Origin of the sequence: Kitasatospora sp. SC0581, from assembly GCF_048159585.1 — a bacterium.
GTDB lineage: Bacteria > Actinomycetota > Actinomycetes > Streptomycetales > Streptomycetaceae > Kitasatospora.
On sequence record NZ_JBLRWA010000315.1, the window covers coordinates 1 to 321 of the forward strand.

Below are 321 nucleotides of genomic sequence, written 5' to 3' on the forward strand. Positions count from 1 at the left end.
ATGGCCTGTCGTAGCAACGGCGCCGCTGCCCGAAGGCGCTTGTTGTAGCCGGGCCGGTCGGTCAGGCCGGGAAACATGCCGCGCAGGTGAGATCGCGCGAAGCGGATCCAGCGGGCCTCGGAGTGGTAGCCGAGCAGGGCCTGGGCCACGGCCAGGCACACCAGCTCGGAATCCGTCAGCAACGGCGGGCGGCCCAACCATCGCGTTCGGGGCAGGTGATCATCAACATGCACCTAGAGTTCAGTCAGGAGGGTGTCCAGCTCTTCGGTCGTCACAACCCGAATGCTGGACACCCTCCCTGCATTCCCGGAGCCGAACGAC

The 321-nt window shown here is 66.4% G+C and carries 1 pseudogene; it reads right to left on the reverse strand.

The features are described 5' to 3' along the window. Window positions 1-182 (reverse strand): annotated as a pseudogene (locus ACLWS4_RS38265) (IS982 family transposase); the annotation flags it as partial. Window positions 183-321 lie beyond the last annotated feature (139 nt).